The 4,389-nt window shown below is 63.2% G+C and carries 2 protein-coding genes; one reads left to right on the forward strand and one right to left on the reverse strand.

Going from position 1 to position 4,389, the window contains the following annotated elements:
• Positions 1 to 10 precede the first annotated feature (10 nt).
• Entirely contained in the window at positions 11 to 1,942 is a 1,932-nt protein-coding gene (locus LZ005_RS21445; RefSeq protein ID WP_237811016.1) for a DUF4214 domain-containing protein, read from the reverse strand.
• 151 nt (positions 1,943 to 2,093) lie between these two features.
• Between LZ005_RS21445 and LZ005_RS21450 the strand changes: the two genes are divergently transcribed.
• Positions 2,094 to 4,328 carry a molybdopterin cofactor-binding domain-containing protein gene (locus LZ005_RS21450; RefSeq protein WP_237811047.1) on the forward strand — a complete coding sequence of 745 codons (2,235 nt, stop codon included), beginning with the start codon at positions 2,094 to 2,096 and terminating at the stop codon, positions 4,326 to 4,328.
• Positions 4,329 to 4,389 lie beyond the last annotated feature (61 nt).

The raw sequence follows: 4,389 nt of genomic DNA on the forward strand, positions 1-4,389 counted from the left end.
GCGTCAACAGCTATTTGCGCAGCATGCTCATATCGGCCGGTTTGAACTTCGGGCCCGGCGGCACGGTCGTGTCCGATGCGCTCCAATGGATCTTGCCGCGGGCATAGCTGCTGCCCTGCTCGCAATGCTGTTCGAAGCGCAGATCGAGCGCCGTGATATTGCCATTCGTGCGCACCAGATTGTCCACCGCGAACCAGCCGCTCAGGGTATTGCAACCGCGCCCATCGCCGCCCCAGTCGAGGCCGCCCTTGTTCGCGTTGTGGAAGGGATAGCGCTGCAAGCCCGGATAGTAGCCGATCTGCATTTCGCTGATCGAGTTCATTGCCTGGAAGTCCCCGTTCCACCACTTATCGCCATTCACACTGACCGACACACGGTTGCCCATGACATCCACGCGCAGCGTGGCATTCGCCTGCGTATAGAGATAGCTGTTGGGACCGATCACCCAATCGCCGCTGGTGCCGGTCAGATACACATAGTTGCCCGTCGTCGGCGTGGCGCCTGCGGCCGGCTGCCACAGATCCGCCGGCACCGGCACCACCGGGCCAGGCGCCGTGAGCACATCGTCCTTGCGCCAATGGATCTGCCCGCGCAATGCCGATGCGCCTTTTTCGCAATGCTGCTCGAAGCGCAGATCGATCGCGGACACATTCGTGCCCGCATAGGTGACACTATCGATCGTGAAGGAGCCGGACAGGGTATTGCAACCGCGCCCCTCGCCCGACCAGGACAGGCCGCCGGTCGCCGGATTATTGAACGGGTAGCGCGTCAGACCATCGTACAGGCCGGCGATGAACTGCGCGATTGAATTCATGCCGACGAAATCGCCGCTCCAGTTCTGATCGCCTCTGACGCTCACCGACAGGTTGCGACCGTTGCCCGACACCTGCAGCACCGCATTCAGGTCGGTATAGAGATAGCTGCGCCCGCCACCGATGTAGTCGCCATTGTCGCTTTCGAGGTAAATGTAATTGCCCTTGCTCGGCACGATGGACGGCGGCGCGCCCCAGCTCGCCGTGATCCGCACCGTTGCCGGCGCACTGCTACGGGCGCCATCCGACACGACCAGCTGCACGTCATAGGTGCCGGTGAGATCGGGGACAAACGCAGGCCGCGCCGAGCTCGACTGTACAAGGCCGGCCATGCTGCCCGCCGGTTTGGCCACCATCGTCCAGCGATAGCTGAGGCTGCGGCCAACCGCCGCCGTGCTGCCCGAGCCATCGAGCGTGACCACGCTATTGATGACCGCGCGCGTATTCGGCCCCGGCACCGCGACCGGCACATAGCCGACACCAGCCTCAAGGAAAGCAATCCCGCCTTGCAGGGACGCCTGCACGCCCAGCTGATTCTCCAGGCTCTCGCTGAAGGCCGCGAGCACGGCCGCAGGCGGCGCCTGCTTCTTATCCAGAATACTCGTCCAATAATCGAGACCGCCGGGATCGCCCGGCCGGTGCAGCACATTCTGGTACAGGCGTTTGACGAATTCCAGATTGCTCAGCTGATCGCCATAGGTCGCCTTGAATTCGGCCGAATCGATAAAGGCCTGGGCGATGTCGACCAGCGTTGCATCGGTATCGAGCCGGTCGGTCCAATAGCCGAGCCCGCCTAGATCCGGGGTATGGTTGAACGCCGCCTGATACAGCCGGTAGGCCTGACCAGCCGGACCGTCGCTATCGAGGGACAGGCTGACGTCATCGAAGCGCAGGCGCGCGGTGATCGGCAGGCTGCGCGTATTGCCCGCCTTGTCCGTGACAGTGTAGCCGTTCGCATCGAGTTTCACGCTGTAATTGCTGCGCGGCCCGCTCAAGACCACGGGCAGCGGCTTCGGCGCGCCGAGCGCCACGCGCGTCGCACTTTGCTGCGCGACAGGCGGAGCGATGTCGCCGCCGCCACAAGCCGTCAGCAACAGGACCAACAGCCCGGCAATCCATGGCAAACGCATAAGGCTCCCCGTGTAGAAATAGAAGCAAAATTATAGTTTAGAAGTAGTCGTTTTCATAATTTTTAGCTTCTAGCATCGCCACTGTCGCCTTCCTGCATCGGCTCTCAAATGGCCGTACAATGGCCGCTCAAATTTGCCAGAAGGAAGCGCCATGAACGAAGCCTTGCCGCACGCCTCACGCCGTGAATTCCTGCGCCGCAGCGCCGCCCTCGGTGGCGGACTCGTGCTCGGCGCCTGGTTCGAAGGCGGCGCCGCCGAACCCCAGATTGCCAAACCCGAGGCCGTGTTCTCCCCGAGCGCCTTCATCCGCATCGGCAGCGACGGCAGCATCACCCTCATTTCCAAGCAGCCCGAAATCGGGCAGGGCATCAAGACCTCGCTGCCGATGGTGATCGCCGAAGAACTCGACGTGAACTGGAAAGATGTGCGCGTGATCCAGGGCGATCTGAATCCGATCTACGGCAGCCAGGCGGCCGGCGGCTCGACCTCGACGCCGACCAATTACGTCGAATTCCACCGCCTTGGCGCCACCGCGCGCGCCATGCTGGTGCAGGCCGCGGCTGCCACCTGGAAGGTGCCGGCCAGCGAATGCGCCACCGGCGACAGCAAGGTGCGTCATCTGCCAAGCAAACGTGTGCTGCGCTATGCCGATCTGGCCGCCAAAGCCGCCACCCTGCCCGTCCCCGAGGCGAAGAGCGTAGTCCAGAAAGATCCGAAAGAGTTCAAACTGCTCGGCACGCGCGTCGGCGGTGTCGACAACCGCGACCTGGTACGCGGCAAGCCGATGTTTGGGATCGACGTCAAGCTGCCCGACATGCTGTACGCAAGCTATGTCAAATGCCCAGTGTTCGGCGGCAAGCCTGTGAGCGCCAATCTTGACGACCTGAAGCGCCTGCCCGGCGTGGTCGACGCCTTTCTGATCGAGGGCACGGATAATCTGAACGGCTTGATGCCCGGTGTCGCCATCGTTGCCACCTCGACCTGGGGTGCGTTCAGCGCACGCCGCCAGCTGCAGGTGAAATGGGACGAGGGCAAGGGCGCAAGCGATGACTGGACCCGCTTCACCGACGAGGCCAAACGTCTCGCCAAGCAGGCCGGCGCGCAGACCTTGCGCAAGGACGGTGACCCCGAGGGCGCCCTGGCCCGCGCGAGCAAGACTGTCGAGGCCGCCTACACCTACCCGTTTATCTCGCACGCCAGCTTCGAGCCACAAAACTGCACGGCCTGGGCCAAAGCCGATGGCACGCTCGAACTGTGGGCGCCGACCCAGAATCCGGGCGCTGGCCAGAACCTGGTCGCTTCCACTTTCAATATTCCGAAAGAAAAAATTACGCTGCACATCACGCGCAGCGGCGGGGGCTTCGGCCGCCGCCTGAGCTCGGACTTCATCGTCGAAGCTGCGGCCATTGCGCTGCGCTGCAAGGCGCCGGTCAAGCTGACCTGGACGCGCGAAGACGATCTCCAGCACGACCACTTCCGCGCTGGCGGCTTCCACTTCCTGCGCGGCGGCGTGGATGCCCAGGGCAAGCTGATCGCCTGGCACAACCACTTCATCACTTTCGCCAACCGCGTCAATCGTGACGGCAAGAGCGTGCTGCAAAACGGCAGCGGCGGCAGCTTGTCCGGTGACGAGTTCCCGGGGCGCTGGGTCGATAACTGTCTGCTGGAACAAACGGCAATCGAGTGCATGATTCCGATGGGACCGTGGCGCGCCCCGGGCAGTAATGTGTTCGCCTGGGTTTTCCACAGCTTCATCGATGAATTGGCCCATGCGGCCCAGCGCGATCCGGTCGAGTTCCGCATGGAGATCCTCGGCAACAAGGACCTCATGCCTGGGACGGGCGAGCGCGGTGTGCCCTACCATGTCGGGCGCATGAAAGGCGTGCTGCGCGAAGTTGCCGAGAAGTCCGGCTGGGGCAAGAAGAAATTTGCCAAAGGCCAGGGCGCGGGCGTGGCCTTCCACTTCAGTCACCGCGGCTACGTTGCCCAGGTGGCGGAAGTGACAGTCAGCAAGAGCGGTCAGCTGCAGGTCGACCGTGTTGTCGTGGTGGCCGATATCGGCGCCCAGATCGTCAATCTGTCGGGCGCAGAAAATCAGGCCCAGGGTTCGGTGATCGACGGCCTCAGCACGCTGCTGTATCCGGAACTCGATATCCGCGGCGGCCGCGTCGTACAAAGCAACTTCGATAACTACCCGCTGCTGCGCATCAACCAGACACCGCCGAAGATCGAATGCCACTTCCTCAAGACCGACTTTCCGGTCACGGGCTTGGGCGAGCCGGCGTTTCCGCCGGTTGCCCCGGCGATCTGCAACGCGATCTTCGCCGCCACCGGCAAGCGCGTGCGCCAGTTGCCGCTGTTGAAGAACGACCTGCGCTGGAGCTAAGCAGAGCGAGGCGCCCAGCGCCTTCGCCAGAAAGCAAAAAACCCCGATAGCGCTGAGCTAC

The sequence above is a fragment of the Massilia sp. TS11 genome, assembly GCF_022012445.1.
Classification (GTDB): Bacteria; Pseudomonadota; Gammaproteobacteria; order Burkholderiales; family Burkholderiaceae_D; genus Telluria.

Excerpts from the sequence above, each read along its gene's own strand:
- LZ005_RS21445 (WP_237811016.1), bottom strand. The coding sequence starts at position 1,942 with ATGCGTTTGCCATGGATTGCCGGGCTGTTGGTCCTGTTGCTGACGGCT.
- LZ005_RS21450 (WP_237811047.1), top strand. The coding sequence starts at position 2,094 with ATGAACGAAGCCTTGCCGCACGCCTCACGCCGTGAATTCCTGCGCCGC.